Below are 21,573 nucleotides of genomic sequence, written 5' to 3'. Positions count from 1 at the left end.
ATTCTCGCGGCTACCGTGCGGTCCAGCCGCCATCGACAGAGATCGCCGTGCCGGTGATCTGGTCTGCCGCAGCCGAACAGAGAAAAGCGACGCTGCCGCCAAGCTGCTCCGGAGAAGCGAATTGCAGTGAGGGCTGCTTCTCGGCGAGAAGCTCCTCGGTCGCTTCCTGCTGGCTGATGCCTCGCTGCGCAGCCATGTCGCTGATCTGCTTTTCGACGAGTGGCGTGCGCACCCAGCCGGGGCAGATCGCGTTGCAGGTCACTCCGCTCCCGGCCGTCTCGAGGCCCACCACCTTGGTGAGGCCGACCAGGCCGTGTTTCGCCGCGACGTAAGCCGCCTTGTGGGTCGAGGCGACGAGGCCGTGCGCCGAGGCGATGTTGACGATCCGGCCCCAGCCCCGCTTTTTCATTTGCGGCAGGGCCCGCGCGATGCCGTGGAACGCCGCGGACAGGTTGATGTCGAGGATGGCATGCCATTTGGCGGGCGGAAATTCATCGACTGGCGCGGTGAACTGGATGCCGGCATTGTTGACGAGGATATCCACCCGCCCAAACTTCTCGATGGTGGCGTCGATGAGGCCACGCACCGCCTCGCCCTTCGACATGTCCGCGCCGTCATAGATGACGCGCACGCCATGCTCGCGCGCGATGCCTTTGCGAATAGTCTCGATCTCGCCGGCGTCGCCGAAACCGTTCAGCACGATGTCAGCGCCGAGCTTGGCGAGTTCCTTCGCAATGCCAAGTCCGATACCGCTGGTCGATCCGGTAACGATGGCTACCTTGCCGTTCAACATGGTATTTCCTTTCGATGAGCAGGAGATGAATGGGCCGAGAGCTCAGTCGCGGCGGTGAATGTCATGGGTGACGATGCCAAGCTCGGGTGGCGGCGGGTCGAGGCGACGGCCGTCGGCCAGCGTGCGGCGGATGTCTTCCAGTCCGCTCTGCCAGTGGGCGCGCATCGCGCTCAGTCCGAACTCGTAGTCCCTGGAATGACCCTCATGGGGCTTGGTCTGATAGATCAGGTGAATGATGTTGTGCGAGCGATGGCGCGCCAGATCCGCGATGGCGCGGATTTCCGGGTCTTGCTTTGCGGCTTCCGGCAGTTTCTCGATGGTCCGCTGTAGCGCCTGACGCATCTTTTGCATTCGCAGCATCTGATCGGTGACCGCGCGCGTGCGGCTCGAATACTGGATGTCCTTCTGCCGGCTCGACACTTCCATCATGTCGTAGGGAACGCGGCCCTTGGCCGACCAAAGGTCGATCTGGAAAGCCAGCGTGTCGCAGGGTTCACCGGAGAGCACGCGGGACAGAGGCGTATTCGAAACCACACCGCCATCCCAGTAGTGCTCGCCTTCGATTTCGACTGCAGGGAATCCGGGCGGCAGCGCTCCTGAAGCCATGAAATGCCTGGGCCCCAGCCGGCGCTCGGCGGTGTCGAAATAGGTCAGGTTGCCGGAGCGGACGTTGACCGCACCGACGGAAACGCGCACGTCGCCCGAGTTCAGACGGTCGAAGTCGACAAGCCGCTCCAGCGTTTTCTGCAACGGTGCGGTGTCGTAGAAGCTGGTCGCAGCGTCGCCCGAGAACGGCGACCACAGCGGCGACGGAAAGCGCGGCTTGAAGAAACCTGGCTGGCCCTGCACCAGCGCCCGCATCGCCGCCATCGCATTGCGCACCGAGTTGATATCGAAAGCAAAGGGCAGGGCATTGGCCAGTCCCTCACCGGCGGGCCACTCGATCGAAAAGGCGCAGATGGTTTCCCAGAACTCGCGCAGTCGATCCACGCGCTCGGCTTCTGGCGAGCCGGCGATGATGGCGGCATTAAGTGCACCGATCGAGATGCCGGCCAGCCAGTTCGGCCGGATGCCGGCCTCGTGCAGACCCTCGTAGACTCCAGCCTGATAGGCGCCCAGCGCGCCGCCGCCTTGCAGCACCAGGGCGACGACATCGTATGGCAGCGACCTTGTTTGCTGCAGTTCAGTTTGCTCGCGCATCACGTTCAACATGGCCAAGACTCCTTGCATGCGGCTCAGCCGGCGTTGCCTTCGATCAAGATTTCGGATTCGGTACCGCGTCGCCGTGAGACTGCAGCCGGGGACAGATAATCGTGGACCACCGTGCCGAGGCCGAGAGTCAGGTCAGCGACCACGTGCTTGGCCGAGAGCACCTGCAACACGGGCAATTCGGCGACGGGCGCGAGCGCGTGGGAGTAGAGCTCAAGCGCAGCAGGTCCGGTCCAGGCGCCCTTCACCGTGATATCCTCGCAATGAAAGCGCACGAGTTCGCAGATACGTGCCGTACCGTCGACATGCGGGATGATCTTGAGCAGGAAATTGGGCGCCGCGAGTTTGCGCGCTTCGGTCGCCGCGTCGAGGGCCCGATGCTTGTAGCCCATGGTGCCGGTCGCGATGCGCACCGAGCCGTAGTTCAAGGTGCCGACCAGGGTGTCGATCTCGACCGCGAGATTCGGCTGCGCCAGCTTCTTGGGAAACCCCCATAGCTCGCGGCCGCCTGCAATCGGCGGATGATCGTTCAGGAACATCTGGTGCACGAAGCTGCCGGCCTGGCCCTTGTAGCTCACGGGGATGACTTGTCCGCTTTCGGTGTAGTCGCCGAAGCCCGTCGAGTCAGGCATGCGGATGAATTCGTAGTTCACCACCGGCTCGGCCAGCTCCAGCGGCTCCGGCACGATCCGGCGTAAAGCATCGGGATCGGTCCGGTATTGGATGATAAAGTATTCGCGGTTGACGAACCGATATGGCCCCGGCGGAAAGGCCGGGTTCGTTAGCGGCATGGCGAACGCGTTCGCGCGCACGGTCTCGTGTTTCATCGGAGTAACTCTGCTGATGCTGTGATGTGAGCGGCCGCGCGCCTTGCGAGGCGCGGCCGGTGCTGGTGATCTATTGGAGTATCGGTGACGCGCTTCCGATCGGTAACGGAGGCGCGAACTCGTCTTGCGCTATGAGCCCGCGCCCCGTTCGGTGCCGAGCCAACAAGTGCTCAGTAGTCCCACCACGCCGGCACCCAGCGAAAGAGCTCGCCGGCGGCCGCGACGCGGCCGATGGACGGGAAGGGCATGTGCGTGGCAACCAGCCACGAACCGGTCGCCACCAGCTCCCGCAAGAGTTTGAGCCGGACGCGGGTCGCCTCCTCAGGGTCGTGCTCGAAGCCGTTGTGCCATTCGGGATGATCGAACGAGACCGGGAATATGGCGTCGCCCGCGAACATGAGCCTGTCGTCGCCGGACGCCAGGCGAACCACGCTGTGCCCAGGGGTGTGACCGCCAGTGCGACGGACGACAACCCCGGGCGCAACCTTGGACTCGTCTTCGAACGGCTGTAGGTGGCTGTGATATTCGTCGAGGAATTGCTTGGACGCCCGCCGCGCCAAGTCCGCGAGTGCCGGCGGCATGGCAGTGCGGGAGAAGTCGGGGGAGGCCCAGAACTTGACCTCGGCGGCCGCCACGTGGATCCTCAGGTCCGGGCGCAGCCGCTTCTTCACGCCGTCGACGAGCAGTCCGCCAACGTGATCGAAGTGCATGTGGGTGAGCACCACGTCGGTCACCGAGCCAAGATCGATGCCGGCGGCTTCGAGTCGCTGGCCCCATTGTCCCGCGCGCGGAAAGTCCGGGTACTCCTCTCCCAGCCCGGCGTCGATGAGTATGGTTTGGCCGCCGCTGCGCACCACGACCTCGTTCAGTGCCCAATCGAACGCGTCGCGGGATAAGAACATGTTGTCTAGCCAGGCTGACCGGACGGCCGGATCGGCGTTAGTCGCCATGGACTCGGATGGCGGCGTTAGCACCCCATCGCTGATCACGAGCACCTCAATCTCACCGACTCGCAGCGCATAGCGCGACGGAACTAGCTCGTCGGTTTCGGCTCGGCCGTGGCGCGAGGTCGTGCCCAGGTTCTTGATGATCTTCTGCTTGATGCTGCGGATCATCTGGTTCATTTGAACGCTCCATTGTTAGACGTTGACGTTCGATCTTGATGTTGGAGTCCGGACGGACCGCGCTTCACCCGGAGGCGCGGCCCGTTGCGTCGGGCTCCTACAGCTTGGTGACTTGCTCCGGATCGGCCGAGGCGAGTGCGGCTGCACGCTCGGGCTTGGGCGGATAGATCCAGACGCCGTTGATCTCCTGCTTGGTTTTCTTGGCGACCTCGCCGACCATCTCCACCGTGCGCTCCCAGCCGCGGGTGAAGAGCGCGCCGGCCTCGCCGAGATCGAGGCAGGTGACGTAGGCCTTCTGGTGATAGGGTTTGGTCGGAACACCGAGGAGCTCCGCCGCGGCGTTATTGCCGGCGAAAGCGCCCATCCGCGTGGCGTGCTGACACGACATCAGCGCATAGTTGCCATCGTCGTCGCAGGCGGCGCGAGCGGCATCGCCGGTGGCGAATACGCCGGACACTTTGGGCACGCGCAAACACGGATCGACCAGCAGCCGCCCGAAATTGTCGCGTTCGGCGGGGATTTGTTGCGTCAACGGGGCCGCCCGAATGCCCGCTGCCCAGATCACGGTCTCCGTCTCGATCTGATCGCCGTTTGAAAGCGTGACGCCGGATTTGTCCAGCGAGGCCACGCCCACGCCGACCCGAGTTTCCACGCCCACCTTTCGCAGCGCTTCCTCGATGACGGGGCGGGGCCCTTCGCCCATATCGGGGGCAATAGCCGGATTTCGTTCGACGATGATCACGCGCGGCTTGGCACCCTTACCGAGGATCGCGCGCAGCCGCGGGGGCATTTCGGTTGCCGCCTCGATTCCGGTGAAGCCGCCGCCCGCGACCACGACTGTGTCGCGGCCGCTCGCTGCAGGCCGATCGGCCAAGCCATGCAGATGCTTGTCGAGGGCAACCGCATCTTCGAGCGAATCGACGCTGAAGCCATACTCGGCGAGTCCGGGAATATTGGGGCGGAACAGCCGGCTGCCGGTGGCAACGACCAGGCGATCGTAGGAGAGGGTCTTCCGCGTGCCTTTGGCTGTGGCCACCTGCACCATCCGAGACTTCGTGTCCACCGTCTCGGCACTGCCCTGCACGTAGACGACGTCGACGGCATTGAGGACGTCGAGCAGGGGTGCCGTCATGGTTTCGGGCTTCGGCTCATAGAGCCGCGGGCGAACCACCAGCGTCGGCTCGGGCGCAACCAGCGCGATCTCGAGCTCGTCGGGCGAAACGCCCTTGATGTCGCGCAGGCGTGCTGCGGAAAGGGCGGCGTACATGCCGGCAAAGCCGGCGCCGATGATGACTAGTCGCATGTGTTGGCTCCCGTGGTTGGACTTCCAATAGTCCGCGCGCTGCCGCTCGCTGCCTGTGCAGCGCGCGACGACGACGACGCGAAGAGGTGAAATGAAAGGTCTCAGTCCTTACGGACGGAGGCGGTCCGGTATCGATGGCACCCGCATGGAGAACTCACAAGCCGGCGCGGCATCCTGGCGAACCCAGCGGCCAGCCGGGACGAAAGACGATCGGCTGAGCAGCCTTCGCCAGGTCCTCATAGGGAAGGCGCGGAGCGGTTCGGACCATGATGGACGTTACCGGCTTGATCATTTGCAGCGACTGCGTGGGTACTTCGTCGTCGCGTCCCGCTGCTGACGTGAAGCGGACAGCCAACGAAAGACCGTACAGAGTTGCTGTGGTGAGGCCCCTGCGCTGTGCTGTGATAGGCAGCCGGCTGACGAAGTTCCTCCAGGTCATCCTTAGTCTCCGTCTGTTGGTTCGGACATGATGATGGTCTAACCGATCAGTCCTGCCGCTGCCCCAGAGGGATTGCCGTCACTGTAGAGCGATTGCTGCTAACGCATGTGCCTACGAAAGTCGCGCGGTGTCTCGCCGGTCATTTTCCTGAAGGCCGCAGCGAAGGCAGTCTGCGAGGAATAGCCAAGCGCCGCCGCGATCTGAACGATCGACTCGTCCGTGTCGCGCAGCATGGTCATCGCCTGCGCGTGCCGGTGTTGGCGCAACCAGGCATGAGGCGAAAGCCCGGTGCTTTCCTTGAATGCGCGGCAAAAGTGAAAGCGCGAGAGGCCGGCATCGGATGCGAGCGCATCGAGGGAGACGTCCGCATCGCTGTCTGAACGCAAGCGTTCGATGGCACGGAGCAAGACTTTCGGGGACAGCCCACCCACGGCCGGCTGCAACGTCATTGGCGAGCCAGTGTGTGCAGCCAGCAGGCGCGTGGCCAGGAGGTCTGTCAATCGTTGCCTGAACAGCGCATCCAGAGTCATGTTGCCTTCGAGAACATCTGCTGCACTCGTCAGCAATCGCGATGTAATCGGGTCTGGATACGCAATTCGCTCCAAAAGGTCCCGAGGAGTAGTGTCGGCTTCGCTGGCAACGCGTGCAAGCGTTGTGTGCGGAAGGTAGAGCTGAATGAGGCTCAGAGGCGGGTGAATGCGGGGTCGATCGGTTGAACTGGCTGGCGTGACGTCCCATCGGGCGCTTGAGCCCGCCGGAATGACCGTCACAACCCCGGGGCGCGCCGTCCTAGTCGCAACGGATCGTCCGGTGCGTCGCTCCAATCGCTGCACGCCTACAGGGTAAGTCATAACGACATGGTCGGCCATTGGCTTGACGATGTCGTGCACGGGATCATGTTGCCAATGGGCGATCGCGCCGGATGATTCCAACGCAATGCGGAGTGGTTGAGTTTGTAGGACGCGTGCCATCTCCTTATCCGCAGTACGGCGGTCGGCAATCGGCGAAGAATCCGGATACGCGTCGGATGCAATGTGCAAAGTCTTCTGCGCAGAATTGCCCGAGATGGGTTTGCTCATGAAGGCGTGTCCACTTTGCGGAAAGGCATGCACTCGCGCCGCCGGACCCACCTTGTCGGGCTGGCGTGAAGTCGTCGCCTCTTGTCTGCCGAACGGATTGCCGCTAAGCGCCGCGGCTTTTCGGTGGACCTTCTAGGTTCGTAGAACTACGGGGTCTTTCCTGAAGCCGTCGTGCTTTGTCCGATTCTGCTCAAAGCTCGCGGTGCGACATTTTGTGCTGGGATCACGATGCAGTTAGTGCCCCGGTCGAGGTGGCGCCGAGTTGCATTCCAAACGCCCTAAACGTTGAAATCGCGCCGAAAAATCGCATTGCCACAGGTTTGTCATAATGGTTGTGCGCATCTCCACGGTACTGGACCACCGCCTGCCCATGCCGGATAATGGAAAAAAGCGACCGCGCGAGCGACGAGTTGAGCCGCGGTCCGCCTCCACTTACGGAATCCACTCGAATGACACAGCCGGGCATCTACGGACGAAGAATCGGGGAGCCCTTGAACTTGAAGGACGCGCCCTCGCTGATTACGCGTTCGCTGCGCAGCGCCGAACTCGCGGTTGTCGAGACGCGGGATGACAATCCCGTGCCTGGTCTCTGCGGAGCCTTGCCTTCCGAGGATGCCTATCTCGTCAGTCTGAAGCTTCGTGACTACCCCGACTGCGAATGCTGGGAACGCGGCCGGTGCGTCATCAAGACGGACGTCCGGGGCGGAGCAACCTACCTATACGACTTGAAGCGCGATCCGCGCTACGTCATCGACAAGCCTTTCCACTCGCTGTTTTTCTATTTGCCGCGGTCGGCACTCGAGGACATCGCCAAGCAGAGCGGCGCGCCACGCATTGGCGAACTCGCCTACGAACCGGGCATCGGCCACCACGATTCAGTCGTCCGTCATCTCGGCACTGCGCTGTTGGATGCGCTGCATCGACCGAGTGAAGTCAATCAGCTCTTCCTCGACCACACGATGCTTGCGCTGACGGCCCACGTTGCCCAGACCTACGGCGGACTAAGGCGCAACACCGAGCTTGCCCGCGGCGGTCTTGCGCCTTGGCAAATGAAGCGGGCCTGCGAACGGCTGGAGTCCGACCTCGGCGGAAGCCTTTCACTGCAGCAGATCGCCGCCGAATTCGACCTTTCGGTCAGCCATTTTTCCCGGGCATTCCGCATCTCCACCGGCCTGCCGCCGCACCAGTGGCTGCTGCATCAGCGCGTCAAGTCGGCCAAGCAGTTGCTGACCATTCGCGACCTGCCGCTGTCCGAGATCGCGATCTCGGCGGGGTTTGCCAATCAAAGCCACTTTACACGGGTCTTTTCTTCGGTGGTCGGCGTCAGTCCGGGCGCTTGGCGCCGCGACAAGCATGGCGCCACGGAAAGGGAAACGTAGTCGGCCTAGCCTCGCATAGTCTGCGAGATGGCGTAGGCGGCGCGGCGCGCCGCGAAGATCTCGTCCGGGGGATGACCGATACCTTCGGCGAGATTTGCCGGATTGAAGTTCGCCTCGTCGCAGGCCTCGTTGCCTTCGACACCCGTGATAACGATCGTTCCCAGCCGCACCGCTTCGCGTTCGTCTTCATCCGGCCATCGGACGGTGACGTCCATGACGGGATCGCCGTTGCGATCGAGCAGTGCCATCACACTGAACCTGATGTCGCGTGCCGCAATCCGCTGATCGAGATCGTCGCTCAGGAAGTCAGCAGACTTTCCCCTGGCTTCGTCATCGGTCAATGAAACCTCTCCGCCGACCGGCTCGACCTTGAGTTTGATGAAACGCGTCTCGCCTTTTGAGTTCGTCGCGGGAAAGGCGTGCACGCCCCAATAGGTCGTGCCCGCGAAACTTCCTGGCAACGGGCGCGCGGCAAGATAGTTTGCCTGTAGCAACGTTTCGGGATTGGCAGCGGAGAAGGCCTTGACCTTCGCTGCATCGATCCTGCCGTCCGGTCCGGGAACGCGTGCCTTGAGGAAGGCCAACATCTGGTCGAGCGTCCTCGCAAAATGCACCGGCGCGTTCTGGGTGAAAATCTCCGAGCGCTGGTTGTCACTGCCGAGCCGGAAGGCGAAACCGCGCAGCACGAGCTTGTCCGTCTCCGCCACCTTCGGATGACCGCCGCCCACAGAGAAGCGCGCCAACACACGAGATGGCTTGGTAAAACTCCGGGATTTCGTGATCTCGCTGGCCTGGTCCGACGGGGTATAAGTACCACGCACACACCGGCCCTTGGCAAAGCTTGCGCGTGCCTTTGGCGGGGTGCCAGCCTCCGCCTTCAGGGCCTCGACAATCGACGCGGCCGTGGCGGTGCGGCTCAGGAACTGGGGCATTCGTGATCTTCGGCCTGATCTCGGGTCTCGTTTCGGACGTTGCGAGGGTCCGCTGTCTTTCCTGAATCGGCCGTGACTTGTCCGATCCTGCTCGAGGCCTGTGATCCACACCACGATCGAAGCCGCGAGCAATGGGGTCATGTAGCGGATCAGCCGCGCCGCCGCCCCAGAGCGATTGACGCGATTCCAGAGCTATTGCTGCTCATGCGCGAGGCAATTCGGCGTCTTCACCGCATCCGTCGTCGCCAAACACTTGGGGTCTCGCCGGTCAGCTTTCCGAACGCCGCAGCGAAGGCCGCTTGCGAAGAATAGCCGAGCGCTGCCGCAATCGACGCGATCGAGTCGTCGGTCTCGCGCAGCATGTTCATGGCCTGCTCAAGGTGGTGCTGGCGCAACCAAGCATGCGGCGAGAGTCCGGTACTTTCCTTGAAGGCACGGCAGAAGTGGAAGCGCGATAGCCCAGCATCTGCGGCGAGCGCGGCTAGCGAGACGTCTGCGTCAGTGTCGGAGCGCAGGCGTTCGATGGCCCGGCGCAGTATCGCCGGTGACAGCCCGCCGAGGGTCGGCTGGAACGAGGGTGGCGAGCCGCTGTGCGCAGCCAAAAGACGCGTGGCCAGAAGATCTGTGATCTGCTGCCTGAACAGGGCATCCAGGGCGGCGCTGCCTTCGAGCACATCCGCCGCACTCAGGAGCAGGCGGGATGTAACGGGGTCGGGATGGGCCGATCTTTCCACGAGATCGGCGGGAGCAGCCATTCCGGCCTCAATGGCGACGCGCTGGAGCGTGGCCTGCGGGAGGTAGAGATGGACGACATTCAATGGCTCTGGAATATCCCACCGGGACGACGAGCCGGCGGGAATTACCGTCACAGCTCCGCGATGCGTCGTTCCCGTTACCACGGACTTTCCGGAGCGGCGCTCGAAGCGAAGTGACCCTGAAGGGAAAGCCATGAGGACGTGGTCGGCCATGGGGCCGACGACGTCGTGCACGGCGTCATGTCTCCAGTAGGCGATAATGCCGTTCGACGGGTCTGAAGCCATGCGGAGTGGCGCTGTCTTGAGCACGCGCGTCATTTCTGCATCGGCGTGAGGACGCGTGCCGACCGGCAGGTCGCGCTGCTGTGCCCGGGATGTGTCTCGCTGACTCAGCGAAATATCTCGCAAGCCAGAATTGCTCATGGATTGATACTCGCCGGTGAAACGGCCTAGTCTGACCGTTGGAGGCGTTCTAGGCGCGGTACGGTTCGAGGTCTTTCCTAAATCGATCATGCTTTGTCTGTTCCTGCTGCAAGCCCCCATCGCGTGAGTTGAAGCTCTGTTCAGTACGGGCATCAACGCTTGCGCTAACTCCTATTGCTGAAAGGCAACAGCTCTGACTTTCTGAGTACGTATTGAGCTTCGTGTTGTCGCGGCGCGGCCCGATCCCCGGCATTGAGTGGACCGCTCCCAACCGACGATATAGCGGGTGTTAGTTTGGGGATCTGGTGCTCTACCGCGGGTGGGAGCAGCTTGGTCTTCGCCACGGCAGCGACTTGGCACGCGGTCCAAAACGCACCGCTGCTATTGAGGAGAGAGCGGATGCGGAGCAGCGCAGCTCGTGGGGTTTTCTTCTGACTCTGAGGAATTGCCGTGGTCTTTGGGACATTGCTAAGGCATGCCGTCGAAAGGCGGTTGTTTGGCGCGCCATTTCGGGCCGCGGCCGCGCATATAGTGCAGCTCAGGACGGTAGCTATCGCGTACATCCAAGACCAGGTTATGGACTGCGCCCGTGATTTCCGAGACCTGCTCAACCATTTTGCGAGCAAAACCGGACACTCCTGACGATCTCGCATAAGCCGGTGCGATCAAGTCGGATCTAACGGTGCCTCTCGAGATCATCTTTCCTCGGTTCCGTTGGATGTATGGACCGTGATGATCTAGCGGAACGGAGCCTTGGCCACGCGAGAGCGATTGCCGTACCTAGAGAGCGATTGCTGTAAAGCATTGCACCTCGCGGCATTCACTTGGGATAGAATCCCTCCGCAGATTGGCAGGACTGGCGCTTGCGGGACTAGCCCGTAGCTAGCACGGCGCCGCTTGGGACGGTCGCTGGGCGCAACGTTCCAAGCCGTATACCAGCAGCTTGGTCTCAATGGCCCGAGCGGCAGTCAGTCATTGCTTTGAGATGAGCTCAGTCGGACTCAAGGGCCAATCGGCGCGTACGGGTCCGGAGCTTTTTGGGGGCGAAATAGTGGCCGAAAACCGGCCCCGTCAATTGCACGTTCCGAACCGACCGCTGACGGTATCGGCTAGATCCCCGCGAAAGCGCAGAGAAGGCCGTTCCGACTTCTTGGGCTTCCAATGTCGCGATTGGCTCCGATAATTCTTGAAGGGGGCCAATCCTCAGAGGGCGGCAAATTTTCCTGTGAATTCAAGACCAAAAAAATGCGGCGGGTACACCGTCGGCATTTGTCCGTCAGGTTTAGAAATTTGTGCTTGCAAATCAAGGACGAAGCTTCGTTCGAGATGATAGAGTGGGAATAATTCGGAGCTGCTCGCAGCTATCCGAATTTGCTCAAAACTTCGATCTAACTCGCTGAAGCTCAAAATAAGTCCTGTCGACACTTATCGTCGACTATCGGTGGGCCGTGTTCGCCTTTGTCGGATTGGCTGACGGTACCTTCATCCTTATTCCCGACCCGTTTTGATCGACACCGTTCGGCATCGAGACCGATCTCGCTAATCTGGCGGCGCTGCGCGCGATTGTCGCCGGCGAAAACTTCTCACTGTTGCCGATTTCGAGCTGGCCCTCCAAGAAGATGTGCTCGGCGTGGTTCAGCCCGACATGGCAAAAGGGGCGGGCTTACCGAATGCGGAGAACTCGCCCGCGAGACCCTGAGAAAGGGAAGACGTTCTGTCCGCACTATCTCGGCGGAGGCATCGGACTGCTTGCGTCTGCGCATCTCCTCGCGGCGGTCGGCGGTGATGGCTGGGTCGAGGTCGACGCCAATGATAATCCCTTGCGCGATGCTCTGTGGCCTGATCGTCAATGTCAGGGACCGCACGATTGAACTGAACCAGAATCCTGGGCTCGGAATAGAGGCTGATTTCTCCGCCATCGAATGCTATCGCAGCATCTGGGCTAGGAAACGAGGCCTGTCGGCTTCCGGCACATTTCCTCTCGCTTGAGGGACCCGATGACGTCGCCCGGAGCGTGAAAAGCTTGATCCTTCAGCTGCGAATGTCGAAGGTCAGGGTCGTTCAACCATCCGATCTATTTGAGCCGTCCATGAAGGAACTCGCGCGCCTCGTGAGGCTTTGCTTCTGAAAGGATGGAAGCAATGGCCGAGCTGAGTGAGGAAGATATCCGCAATCGCGCGTACCGACTTTGGCAAGAGGCCGGCGAACCACCCGGGGAAATGGATACGTTTTGGTACGAGGCCGAGAAGGAGCTCCTCGCCGAGCGAAGACAGGTTGGCGAGATGCCGTTGGAAGGCAAGTAGCTCAGCTGGAAAGTTTCCGCTGCCCCGAACGCGGATCGATCAACATTGTTGGCCCAGTGGGACGAAGCAGGACAGTGCCCGCAAAGGTCATAGGTCGAAACGTCCGCATCTCATTTGTCATGATCGCCGTGGTAATTCAGCTCATCGGGTTGCCGATAGGAATGGCATGTGGCGCGGCAGGGGCAGGGCAGGTCGCCCTATGTCATCGGACCATCCATCGGCAGCTTTTGACCTAAGCTGATGCCCTCCAGTGGAACTCGCGGGCGCTGCGGTCGTTGCTTGGGCGCGGCAGAAGCAGCGAGTAGGAGAGCGTGTGAACCGACGCCAGCTTGTTCAAGGGTCGGCTGTGCTGCCAGCGTTGCTGCTCGCTTCGCGCAGCGGCTTCGCGGCGGCGTCAGACGACGTCTTCGTGCCGTCAACTGTGAGGGACCTGGCCCGTATGCTCGCGGGCAAGCCGTACGAGGCGCCGGACGAGAAGCTGCCGAGCGCATTGAAGGACCTCGACTACGATCAGTACCGTTCGATCCGCTTTCTGCCCGAGCGCGCGCTCTGGCGTGGCAAGAATCTTCCATTCGAAGCGCAGTTCTTCCATCGCGGCTTCTTCTACAATAATAGAGTGAACATCTTCGAGGTCGCGGACGGAAAAGCGATCGAGCTTAAGTACCGCAAGGCGGACTTTTCCTTCGGCGATAAGGTCCCCCCGTTCGAGGACAGCGATCTCGGGTTCGCAGGCTTCCGCATACACGCGCCTATGAACCGCCCCGACTATTACGACGAGGTCTGCGTCTTTCTGGGCGCGAGCTATTTCCGCGCCGTGGCCAAGGGGCAGACGTACGGGCTTTCCGCCCGGGGACTTTCGATCGATACGGGGGAAGCCAAGGGCGAGGAATTTCCGCTCTTCAAGGCATTCTGGCTCGAGCGGCCGGCGCCTGGCGCGACTTCGTTGGTGATCCATGCTCTGCTCGACAGCAAAAGCTGCGCTGCGAGCTATCGATTCACCGTGCGCCCCGGGGACACCACGGTGTTCGACGTCGAGATGTCGGTCTATCCGCGCATCGAAGTGCCGCGGGCCGGGCTCGCGCCGATGACCAGCATGTTCTTCTTCGGCCCGAACGACCGCAACGCGGTCGACGATTTCCGTCCGTCCGTCCACGATTCCGATGGCCTTGCGGTCTTTAACGGAAAGGGCGAAAGCCTTTGGCGCCCGCTCAATAACCCGCGCGATCTCCAGATCAGCACCTTTCAGGATCTCAATCCGCGCGGGTTCGGGTTGATGCAGCGGGAGAGAAACTTCTTCGCCTATCAAGACATCGAATCCAGCTTCGAAAAACGGCCCAGTCTCTGGGTGGAGCCGATCGGGGATTGGGGGGAGGGCGGCGTGATGCTGTTCGAAATCCCGACCAAGGAGGAAGTCCACGATAACATCGCCGCATTCTGGCGGCCGAAGACCCCACTGCAAGCCAAGGGCGAGCACAACTACACCTATCGGCTTCACTGGGGGCCGGATAGCCCAAAGCCGCATTCGCTGGCCCGCTTTACGCGAAGTGGGATAGGGGCGCGGGGCGAGGACGCCCGCCTCTTCGTCCTCGATCTGGTCGGTGAGAACCTGAAGGGCATCGATCCTGCCGGCGTCAAAGGTGTCGTTACCGCGGAGAAGTCCGAGGTGAAGAACCTCGTCACGCAGCCTAATCCCCACACCGGCGGCTGGCGGCTGAGCTTCCAATGCCAGGTGAAAGGCGAGCCGATCGAGCTGCGGGCGCTTCTGACCGAGGGCGACAAGCCCTTGTCGGAAGTCTGGGTCTACCGATGGGCTCCCTGAACACGGCGCCCCAGCCGGTCGCCGGCGATATCGCGACGCAGCGACTGCTGCCGCGCGAGACGCCCCTTCCGATGGCTCCTAGCGACCTCGCAAAGAACCGGGTACCCGACCGCGTTCCTGCGGCGGTTGCCCCCGCGATGGCTTGGCGGCGCGGCTTGATCCTGCTCTCGACGGCGGCGCTCACGGGCGCCGGCGGCTACGAGATGTATCGCGTGTTGGAGGTTGGCGGCGTCACGGTCCTCGAAGCCATGGTGTTGGCGCTGTTCCTCGTTCTGCTCGCCTGGGTGGCTTTCTCGTTCGCGTCCGCACTTGCTGGTTTCTTCGTGCTGCTGGCCCATCGTCCGGACGCGGTAAATGCGGAGCTACCTTCGATCGCAAGCCGCACCGCCATGCTGCTTCCCACCTACAACGAAGACCCGCACCGATTGACGGCGCGGCTTCATGCGATCATCGACTCCTTGGAGGCGACCTCGCACGGGGAACTGTTCGACTGGTACGTTCTGAGCGACAGCACCGATCCGGACATCTGGGTCGCCGAAGAAAAAGCGCTGCTCGCGTTGCGGCGGGCGGTCGGAATACCTCGGCTGTACTATCGCCACCGCGCCGACAATACGGCGCGCAAAGCCGGCAACATCTCAGAGTGGATCACGCGGTTCGGCGCCGTTTACGACTTCATGATCGTCCTCGATGCCGACAGTCTCATGAGCGGACAGACCATCGTCCGACTGGTCCGTGCGATGGAGATCAACCCGACCGCCGGCCTTGTCCAGACACTGCCCATGATCGTCAACGCGCGAAGTCTGTTCAGCCGGGTCCAACAATTCGCGGGCCGTCTGTACGGCCCGATGATTGCCGCCGGGGTCGCATGGTGGCACGGCTCGGAAGGCAACTACTGGGGGCACAACGCGATCATCCGCGTGAAGGCGTTCGCCGAAGCGGCGGCGCTGCCGCAACTTCGGGGGCGCAAGCCGTTTGGGGGACACATCCTCAGCCACGATTTTGTCGAGGCAGCGCTGATGCGGCGGGCTGGTTGGGGCATCTATATGCTGCCGACGCTCAGCGGAAGCTACGAAGAGGTGCCACCTTCGCTGCTCGATTTCGCCGCGCGCGACCGCCGTTGGTGTCAGGGCAATCTTCAGCATCTCGCCGTGGTGCCCGCTCGTGGTCTCCACTGGGTATCGCGGCTGCATTTCATGGTCGGCATAGGAGCCTACCTGACGGCGCCGCTGTGGCTGCTCTTCCTGCTGCTGGGGATGCTGATCTCCCTGCAGGCCCGCTTCGTGCGTCCCGAGTATTTTCCGAAGGGTTTCTCGCTCTTTCCGACCTGGCCCGCTCAGGACCCCGTGCTCGCCATCTGGGTGTTCGGTGCCACCATGGGTCTGTTGCTGTTGCCCAAGCTGCTTAGCCTGGTCCTCCTCTGGACGCGGCGATCGGTGCGCAGGCAATTCGGCGGCGCGTTGCGTGTCTCCGCTGGAGTTATTGCAGAGATCGTGGTGTCGGCGTTGATGGCGCCTGTGATGATGATCTTTCAGTCGATCGCGGTCGTGGAGATTCTGGCGGGCCGTGATGCGGGCTGGCAGACGCAAAGACGCGACGACGGTACGGTTGAGCGCCGCGAGCTCTATCGGAAGTACGGCATTCCGACGTTGTGCGGGGTCGCGATGGCCGCAAGCGCGTACGCCGTTTCGCTGCCACTTCTGCTCTGGATGTCACCCGTTATCCTGGGGCTTGTGTTCGCCGTTCCAATAGGCGCGCTGACAGCCAGCCCCGCTTGCGGCAAACTGTTTGGCACCCCTGAAGAGCGAGAGGCGCCTGCGGTGCTGCGCCGGGCCAACGAATTGAGCGCGGGGGCGGAGATCGGCATCAAACCCGCGTTGGTGGAGCTGCGCGAAGACGCCGCTCTCTTGGCCTTCCACCTCGCGCAGTTGCCGCCTGCTCGCGCCGTACGGCCCGACATGATCGACGCCAACCTGGCGGTCGGTCGCGCCAAGATCGATGCAAGTGATAGCTTCGAACAAGCGGCTGCCCACCTGTCGCCGCGGGAGGTCTTCGCGACCTTGAATGACGGCTCGGCGCTCTCCACCGTGTTGCGGAAACGATGAACGCGCACGACGGGCCGGGCCCCAAGGTCTACTGCGAGCGCTAGGACCTTCCCGACCGTCGCGCCCAGCCTTGTCTTCACGGATGGGTGGTTGCTCCGTATCCACGCGGAAAGAGCAAACCCGGAACCGGTGGGGCCGCCTACGTCGATCAACGCCACATTGATAAAGGATTCCCGCTCTCGAAGCATTCACGCGCCTCGTCGTGGTCAGTTGCTTCCACGACGCGATAGCCGCACTCGCGACGATATTCTGCCAACGGATGGCGCGCGAGCACGTCCCGCTCGACGAGCAATGCAGTTGCTGCTTGCATACTACTACAGCCCCGGGCATCTCCGCGATCTGGATTGCGATCTGCTTGGGAGCGTAGCGCCCTGGAGTAATTTCTCGGTACCTCCGCATGCTCGACGAAGCGAACGGGAGAAGACATCGACGCACCGGTAGCGAAGGTCTGGTGCGCAAAAGGCCGAGCAGGTCTCCATTACGGAGCCGATGATGGCGACCGCTCGAGTGTATCGTCATGCGAAATTCCGAGTACAATCCCCATTGCGATTATGCCGAGACCGGCGAGCAGCAGAAGCCCGTCTCTATAGCTGCCCGTGTGGTCTCGGAGCCAGCCCATCGCGAATGGGCCGGCAAACCCCGCGAGATTGCCGATGGAGTTGATCACGGCAATGCCGGCGGCGGCCGCGGCTCCAGACAAGAAGGCGGTCGGCAATGTCCAGAACACCGGCAGGCAGGCGAAGATGCCAAATCCGGCAAAACAGAATGCGAGCATTTTCAGGCTTGGATCACCCAAAAAAGCAGCTCCTACGAGTCCGGCAGACGCTATGAACAGGGGGATCGCGGCATGATAGCGCCGCTCCGCAGCCCAATCCGAGCGCCTTCCCCACCAGATCATGGCGATCACGCCAACAACGTACGGGACTGCAGAGACAAGGGTGGTCAGAAACGTGTTGAGCCCGAATGCCTTGACAATTTGGGGCAGGAAGAAGCTGAGTCCGTAATTGGTCGCCACTGCACCAAAGTAGATTAGACTAAGAGCGATTACGCGCCGATCAAATAGGACTTCGGCCACCGTGTACATGCGAACGGCCTCCCGGCTGCGACGTTCGGCCAGAAGTCGCTGGCTGAGCCACTCGCGTTCGTCACTTGCCAACCAGCCTGCGTCTTGCGGGCGATCGGTTAAATAGAAGAACACGACCACGGCTAGGGCCATCGCAGGTATCGCTTCGATGAGAAAAAGCCATTGCCAGCCGGCAAGGCCGAAGCCGCCGTGAAGATAGAGCAGGAGCCCTGAAACCGGCGCGCCGATCACTGTCGAGAGTGGAATGGCGGCCATGAAATAGCCGACGATCCTAGCGCGGTATTCCGCCGGGAACCAAAGAGTGAGATAAAAGATGATTCCTGGAAAGAAGCCAGCCTCCGCCGCACCGAGCAACACGCGCAAGAGATAGAAGCTGTTCTCATTGCCAAGTCCGGAAACGCGCGAGATCCAGGGAAGGCATGCCATCAACCCAGACAGGATACCCCAGCTGAGCATGATGCGGGCGATCCATGTGCGCGCACCTAGACGTTCGAGCAACAGGTTGGATGGCACTTCGAAGATGAAATAGGCGATAAAGAAGATGCCGGCTCCGAACCCGAAGGCCGTCTGTGACAAGCCGAGATCCGCGTTCATGGTGAGCGCGGCAAACCCGACATTCACCCGATCTAGATAAGCAACAAAATAGCAAACGACGAGAAACGGCACGAGGCGTCTGGTGACTTTGGCGATTGTTCTGGCCTGGAGGTTTTGCGGCATGTGAAACGTCCTCTCAGGAAAAACTCACAGTTTTGACGCACGTTCCTGGCTTATCTGCGTTGCGCGATCTTCCACAGACCGACCTGGCCCACATCCAAGTCGTTGCAATTGTGCCACGGCGAGCCGTGGCGGTCGCTTCGGTTGTTCCAGGAGGCTCGGGAGCGGGCATATCTCGCGCCAAGATGTGCCAACTGAGTTAATCACAGGAAATACGTTCGGCAGGAGAGCGGGGCGAGATACCAAACCTCGCTATCTGTCGGTCATACTCGCGCTGTATCAATCCATAGCAGGAGCAGGCGGTCCGCTCCAGGGTCGCTTTATCTACGATCCTGATTGCAGCGCGAACGTTTTGGATCATGCCGTGACTCTCCAGGGCCTCCAGACATTCACTCACGCTAGCCCGACGAATACCGAGCAACTGCCCCAGAACGGCATGTGTGAGCGGCAATTCGTTGCAGTCCAAAGCTGACATGCCCATAAGCAGCCAGCGCGCCAATCGCTGCTTCACAGAATGGAGCGAATTGCAGGCACCGCATTGAGATGTCTGGAACAGGACCAGGTTAATGTACCGCAGGATCAATTCACGAAGCACGGGTAAGTCTTTGAGAGCGGAAATGAATTCCGCGGAGGATATTCGCAGCGCGGTTCCTCCGACTTGAACGACTCGCCGGTGCGGTGGGCTCGCTTCGTCGGGTGCGAGAACGAAGGGGGCGCCCACCATACCCTCAGATCCGATTAGCCAAGCCTCGACGAAGCGAGACTCGTCGACCTTGGCCGAAACGGAAACAAGACCACCGCAAATAAAATAGATGTGCTCCATCGGCAAACGCCAATGATGCAAAACCTGACGCGATCTTAGTTCGACGGTGTCGGCCATCGATGAAACAAGAGCGAGCTCTTCATCCGGAATGCGCTTCAGAAGCCTGTTTGTACCCGCGGCCTTGTCAGGTGCGATTGGAGCTCCTCCTTGCGAGCCGACTCCTTTGCGCCCGCCGTACATCAGAACCACTGTCCTCTAATCTCAGTGAGCCGCACGTTGAAGTAACCGGGAGCCCGTTTATCGGACTAATCTAATTCCAGGGATCATGTTGGGTTCCAATTGCGACGCAGCGGAAGGAGACCGAAATGTTGGCGGTGGGCCCCTCTGCAGCGAGTTCGAGCTCCGTCCGCCCAGGTCCGGGCGACCAAGGGCTCTTGCTTCGACGGCGCGCGGTTACGCTCAAGGTGAGCGACAGAATAAGTGACAGAAATTAGCTCCAGACTCTGAGTTACGCCCGGGAGCGGCTCTGCTGCTAAGTTGCCGGAAAGGCGACCGTGGTAAGCAGGGCCATTGCCGGTTGCCGAGAATCGAGCCTTGTATGCTGAACCACGATCGGCGAACTAGCCTCGATGAGTGAGGCATAGCTCGTGTCACGAGGGACCGGTGCTGGGTCGGTCAGATCATTAAAGCGCATGTGCAGCGTGCGTCTAGCGGGCACTCTCACCAGATAGGGCCCGACCGGCTCGCGGGTTTCGAAGAAGAGGGTGATCCTGACTTCTGCATCAGTGTCTCCCGTGTTCAGAAAGCAAGCTGCTTCATGAGAGACAAGATCATAGGCGTCGCTTACGCCGTCGCTTGGAATGTAACCTTCCGGAATAGCCCAAAGGGTGCAACCGAGGTCTCGCATATCAATTCTCCGATCGGGTGAGTGCCAAGGACGTGAGCAGCCGTCTCGATGGCGGGATTACGGAACGTCCTTCCCAATTATTGAGTGTTGCCGCGCTCGCGCTCATACCTATTATGCCGGCTCGAGTGAGTAACTTAGTTCAAACTCAACGTGCGGTTCTTGCAAGCGTTGCAGGATTGGCGCGTATTTAGCGCAGCGATGCGATTGCCGCGGCCGACATATTCTTTCGGAGTGTACGGTACTGGACGGAGTTGCTTCTTCAGTGCGCAGACGCTGTTTGAGCGGACGTGCGACGGTCTGACGCCTAGTCATATCTCGACTCCTCGGAACGCAAGTTGGTTACCCATCGTTGCATCCGTACTGAATTAGGATGAGCGATGCATGAGCTTGCGGCATACGTCTCTGGTTGCCTGACTGCCGCCGCAACCTCCTTGCGGCACCGGGCGAGGGCGCCGGCCAGCATGCGTGCTCGTAGCCGAATTGGTCGACCGGCTTGGCCGTCCCTCCTGCCCCGGCCTGCCTGACGAGAAACATGTCATAATCAGAACTCGAGCGGACCGGCCGATGGATACTGCCGAATTTGCAAAACGCGTCGCGATCACGGTGGGAATCGCGACGATTCCATTCCTGCTGTGGTACTTTCGTTTGGTCCTGCTGGTAGCGGTCGGCGCGCTGCTCCTGGCTATCTTGCTCGATATCGTCAGCAAGCCGCTGCGCTGGTGCGGAATTCCGCGAGCTGCAACGATCGGATTGACGTTGATCGCTGTATTCGCCCTGGTCGGCGCAGCCGCGTACATGTTCGGCACGACTCTCTCGGGCGAAATGGTAGATGTGATCGAGCGCGCGGATATCGCAGCCAAAGGCATCGGAACCGCGCTGCAGCATTCGACGTGGGGCGCTGCGCTGCTGAAGCATATCGATACCAGCCAGCTGTCCCTCACCAGCTGGGCCGGCAGCATTGTCAGCGTCAGCGCCAACGTCCTGGCCTCGTTAGTGGTCATGATCGCGATGGGTGCATATATCGCGGCTCAGCCCGCCGTCTATCGCCTTGAACTCCGCAACGTGGTGCCTCGAAGATCCAGAAGGACTGTCGAAGCCACGATACAGCACATCGTGCAGTCGCTCGAGCTCTGGAGCGTCGGACAGGCAGTGCAGATGCTGATCGTGAGCATGCTCACCACGTTCGCGGCCTGGCTGATCGGATTGCCGTCGCCACTGGCGTTGGGTGTCATCGCCGGACTTGCTGAGTTTATTCCGTACCTAGGTCCCTTCATTGCCGCGGCTCCAGCGCTACTTGTCGCTACCGCTCAGGGGGGCTCGCCTCTGGTCTGGACCATACTGGCCTACATTGCCATTCAGCAGATCGAGGGGAGCGTCCTGCTCCCCATCATACAGCGGCGGCTCGTCGCAATTCCTCCTGCGATCATGCTGTTCGGTATTCTGGCGGTGGGCAGCTTCTTCGGACTGCCCGGAGTGGTGTTCGCGGCTCCGATAAGCGTTATGATCTATGCCGTCTTTGAGGGAACCGCGCCTGACGAGCAGCGGGAGGGCAAGCCGACCACTCACAACGGCGGGTCTCGCCTGATAGACGCTATCCCGGATGGTAATTGAGGCATTT

Annotated in this window: 17 protein-coding genes; 5 read left to right on the top strand and 12 right to left on the bottom strand. The window is 61.4% G+C overall.

Going from position 1 to position 21,573, the window contains the following annotated elements; genetic code table 11:
• Window positions 1-10: 10 nt before the first annotated feature.
• From X265_RS23205 to X265_RS23175, 7 genes are all read right to left on the bottom strand, one after another.
• The gene (locus X265_RS23205) at window positions 11-793 is read right to left on the bottom strand and encodes a 3-hydroxybutyrate dehydrogenase (RefSeq protein ID WP_128966900.1); all 783 of its coding nucleotides are present in this window, start codon (window positions 791-793) and stop codon (window positions 11-13) included.
• Between the two features lie 42 nt (window positions 794-835).
• On the bottom strand, window positions 836-2,005 hold the full coding sequence (locus X265_RS23200; protein ID WP_128966899.1) for a patatin-like phospholipase family protein: 1,170 nt from the start codon (window positions 2,003-2,005) through the stop codon (window positions 836-838).
• A gap of 23 nt (window positions 2,006-2,028) precedes the next feature.
• Window positions 2,029-2,829, bottom strand: coding sequence for an acetoacetate decarboxylase (locus X265_RS23195; RefSeq protein WP_128966898.1), 801 nt, complete (start codon window positions 2,827-2,829; stop codon window positions 2,029-2,031).
• 170 nt (window positions 2,830-2,999) lie between these two features.
• The gene (locus X265_RS23190; RefSeq protein ID WP_128966897.1) at window positions 3,000-3,953 is read right to left on the bottom strand and encodes an MBL fold metallo-hydrolase; all 954 of its coding nucleotides are present in this window, start codon (window positions 3,951-3,953) and stop codon (window positions 3,000-3,002) included.
• Between the two features lie 97 nt (window positions 3,954-4,050).
• Window positions 4,051-5,256, bottom strand: coding sequence for an NAD(P)/FAD-dependent oxidoreductase (locus tag X265_RS23185; protein WP_128966896.1), 1,206 nt, complete (start codon window positions 5,254-5,256; stop codon window positions 4,051-4,053).
• Window positions 5,257-5,410: 154 nt separating this feature from the next.
• Window positions 5,411-5,695, bottom strand: coding sequence for a hypothetical protein (locus X265_RS23180; RefSeq protein WP_128966895.1), 285 nt, complete (start codon window positions 5,693-5,695; stop codon window positions 5,411-5,413).
• 98 nt (window positions 5,696-5,793) lie between these two features.
• Window positions 5,794-6,774 (bottom strand): helix-turn-helix transcriptional regulator, encoded by a 981-nt coding sequence (locus tag X265_RS23175; protein WP_244659302.1) that lies wholly within the window; start codon window positions 6,772-6,774, stop codon window positions 5,794-5,796.
• Between the two features lie 449 nt (window positions 6,775-7,223).
• Between X265_RS23175 and X265_RS23170 the strand changes: the two genes are divergently transcribed.
• Window positions 7,224-8,153 (top strand): helix-turn-helix domain-containing protein, encoded by a 930-nt coding sequence (locus X265_RS23170; RefSeq protein ID WP_128966894.1) that lies wholly within the window; start codon window positions 7,224-7,226, stop codon window positions 8,151-8,153.
• Window positions 8,154-8,158: 5 nt separating this feature from the next.
• Here the strand turns inward: X265_RS23170 and X265_RS23165 are convergent, their stop codons facing one another.
• Window positions 8,159-9,085 (bottom strand): catalase family peroxidase, encoded by a 927-nt coding sequence (locus X265_RS23165; RefSeq protein ID WP_128966893.1) that lies wholly within the window; start codon window positions 9,083-9,085, stop codon window positions 8,159-8,161.
• Between the two features lie 227 nt (window positions 9,086-9,312).
• Entirely contained in the window at window positions 9,313-10,263 is a 951-nt protein-coding gene (locus tag X265_RS23160; RefSeq protein ID WP_128966892.1) for a helix-turn-helix domain-containing protein, read from the bottom strand.
• 2,141 nt (window positions 10,264-12,404) lie between these two features.
• Between X265_RS23160 and X265_RS23150 the strand changes: the two genes are divergently transcribed.
• The 3 genes from X265_RS23150 to mdoH all read left to right on the top strand — a co-directional run bounded on the left by X265_RS23150 (window position 12,405) and on the right by mdoH (window position 16,487).
• Window positions 12,405-12,566, top strand: a complete 162-nt coding sequence (locus X265_RS23150) for a DUF2934 domain-containing protein (protein ID WP_128966891.1) — start codon at window positions 12,405-12,407, stop codon at window positions 12,564-12,566.
• Between the two features lie 439 nt (window positions 12,567-13,005).
• On the top strand, window positions 13,006-14,385 hold the full coding sequence (locus tag X265_RS23145; RefSeq protein WP_373291625.1) for a glucan biosynthesis protein G: 1,380 nt from the start codon (window positions 13,006-13,008) through the stop codon (window positions 14,383-14,385).
• Window positions 14,373-16,487, top strand: coding sequence for a glucans biosynthesis glucosyltransferase MdoH (gene mdoH, locus X265_RS23140; protein WP_128966889.1), 2,115 nt, complete (start codon window positions 14,373-14,375; stop codon window positions 16,485-16,487). Before X265_RS23145 ends, mdoH begins: the two co-directional genes overlap by 13 nt.
• 478 nt (window positions 16,488-16,965) lie before the next feature.
• Here mdoH and X265_RS23135 read toward each other — a convergent pair whose 3' ends face one another.
• From X265_RS23135 to X265_RS23125, 3 genes are all read right to left on the bottom strand, one after another.
• Complete coding sequence (locus X265_RS23135) at window positions 16,966-18,288, bottom strand: MFS transporter (RefSeq protein WP_128966888.1); 1,323 nt, start codon at window positions 18,286-18,288, stop codon at window positions 16,966-16,968.
• 196 nt (window positions 18,289-18,484) lie between these two features.
• Window positions 18,485-19,288: a Crp/Fnr family transcriptional regulator gene (locus X265_RS23130; RefSeq protein WP_128966887.1), complete on the bottom strand. Its 804-nt coding sequence runs from the start codon at window positions 19,286-19,288 to the stop codon at window positions 18,485-18,487.
• Between the two features lie 292 nt (window positions 19,289-19,580).
• Window positions 19,581-19,955, bottom strand: coding sequence for a sensory rhodopsin transducer (locus X265_RS23125; RefSeq protein WP_128966886.1), 375 nt, complete (start codon window positions 19,953-19,955; stop codon window positions 19,581-19,583).
• A gap of 564 nt (window positions 19,956-20,519) precedes the next feature.
• Here X265_RS23125 and X265_RS23120 point away from each other — a divergent pair.
• Window positions 20,520-21,566 (top strand): AI-2E family transporter, encoded by a 1,047-nt coding sequence (locus X265_RS23120; protein ID WP_128966885.1) that lies wholly within the window; start codon window positions 20,520-20,522, stop codon window positions 21,564-21,566.
• Window positions 21,567-21,573: the final 7 nt, after the last annotated feature.

This window comes from Bradyrhizobium guangdongense (genome assembly GCF_004114975.1).
In the GTDB taxonomy this organism is placed as follows: domain Bacteria; phylum Pseudomonadota; class Alphaproteobacteria; order Rhizobiales; family Xanthobacteraceae; genus Bradyrhizobium; species Bradyrhizobium guangdongense.
The sequence above is the reverse complement of the archived record's forward strand: the minus strand, read 5'-3'. Positions and strand labels throughout refer to the sequence as shown.

Coding starts and splice junctions, on each gene's coding strand:
- X265_RS23205 (WP_128966900.1), bottom strand. CDS start 793: ATGTTGAACGGCAAGGTAGCCATCGTTACCGGATCGACCAGCGGTATC.
- X265_RS23200 (WP_128966899.1), bottom strand. CDS start 2,005: ATGTTGAACGTGATGCGCGAGCAAACTGAACTGCAGCAAACAAGGTCG.
- X265_RS23195 (WP_128966898.1), bottom strand. CDS start 2,829: ATGAAACACGAGACCGTGCGCGCGAACGCGTTCGCCATGCCGCTAACG.
- X265_RS23190 (WP_128966897.1), bottom strand. CDS start 3,953: ATGAACCAGATGATCCGCAGCATCAAGCAGAAGATCATCAAGAACCTG.
- X265_RS23185 (WP_128966896.1), bottom strand. CDS start 5,256: ATGCGACTAGTCATCATCGGCGCCGGCTTTGCCGGCATGTACGCCGCC.
- X265_RS23180 (WP_128966895.1), bottom strand. CDS start 5,695: ATGACCTGGAGGAACTTCGTCAGCCGGCTGCCTATCACAGCACAGCGC.
- X265_RS23175 (WP_244659302.1), bottom strand. CDS start 6,774: ATGAGCAAACCCATCTCGGGCAATTCTGCGCAGAAGACTTTGCACATT.
- X265_RS23170 (WP_128966894.1), top strand. CDS start 7,224: ATGACACAGCCGGGCATCTACGGACGAAGAATCGGGGAGCCCTTGAAC.
- X265_RS23165 (WP_128966893.1), bottom strand. CDS start 9,085: ATGCCCCAGTTCCTGAGCCGCACCGCCACGGCCGCGTCGATTGTCGAG.
- X265_RS23160 (WP_128966892.1), bottom strand. CDS start 10,263: ATGAGCAATTCTGGCTTGCGAGATATTTCGCTGAGTCAGCGAGACACA.
- X265_RS23150 (WP_128966891.1), top strand. CDS start 12,405: ATGGCCGAGCTGAGTGAGGAAGATATCCGCAATCGCGCGTACCGACTT.
- X265_RS23145 (WP_373291625.1), top strand. CDS start 13,006: ATGCTCGCGGGCAAGCCGTACGAGGCGCCGGACGAGAAGCTGCCGAGC.
- mdoH (WP_128966889.1), top strand. CDS start 14,373: ATGGGCTCCCTGAACACGGCGCCCCAGCCGGTCGCCGGCGATATCGCG.
- X265_RS23135 (WP_128966888.1), bottom strand. CDS start 18,288: ATGCCGCAAAACCTCCAGGCCAGAACAATCGCCAAAGTCACCAGACGC.
- X265_RS23130 (WP_128966887.1), bottom strand. CDS start 19,288: ATGTACGGCGGGCGCAAAGGAGTCGGCTCGCAAGGAGGAGCTCCAATC.
- X265_RS23125 (WP_128966886.1), bottom strand. CDS start 19,955: ATGCGAGACCTCGGTTGCACCCTTTGGGCTATTCCGGAAGGTTACATT.
- X265_RS23120 (WP_128966885.1), top strand. CDS start 20,520: ATGGATACTGCCGAATTTGCAAAACGCGTCGCGATCACGGTGGGAATC.